At 71.4% G+C, this 542-nt stretch carries 1 protein-coding gene; it reads right to left on the reverse strand.

Going from position 1 to position 542, the window contains the following annotated elements:
* The coding region (locus ACTT8P_RS38440; protein WP_442836428.1) for a winged helix-turn-helix domain-containing protein at positions 1-488 on the reverse strand (488 nt) is incomplete at its 3' end.
* Between the last annotated feature and the right edge of the window lie 54 nt (positions 489-542).

Consider the following 542-nt stretch of genomic DNA (forward strand, 5'->3'; position numbering starts at 1 on the left):
CCTCTTACCCGTGACCACTGCTCCGTCCGCCACGACTCAACGGCCTGCTCGTCCCGCTCGACGGCCCGGTGTACAGGGACCTGCGGTGACCAGCCCAGCCGGTGCAGCAGATACGACACCCCGCGCGGGGTGTACCGGTAGCCGAACAGGCGGTGGATCAGCTCCGCGACCCTCGCCAGGGTCCACCGCTGGTCCTCCAACCAGCCGTGCGCCGCAGGGCCGGCCTCCAGCTCGGCCTGCAGCCGCTCCGCCTGGACATCGCCCAGTCGGCACGGGAAGCCGCCGGCCCCCTTGGAGACCAGAGCCGCGCTGCCGCCCTGGCACCAGGCGGCGTGCCAGGAGTACGCCGACTTCCGTGACACCCGTAACCTGCGCGCCGCCTCCGGCGGCCGCACCCCCTGCTCGAACATCTCCCCGGCCTCGAAACGCACCGCCTCACGCTTCGCCCGCCCCGCAGCGGTCAACCCGCCGCCATCCGCATACCTCATGACGAGGATGTAGCACCGCCAACGCCCGCTGTCACCCCAACCTTTCAACCTCAG

This window comes from Streptomyces sp. JW3, assembly GCF_052216785.1.
Classification (GTDB): domain Bacteria; phylum Actinomycetota; class Actinomycetes; order Streptomycetales; family Streptomycetaceae; genus Streptomyces.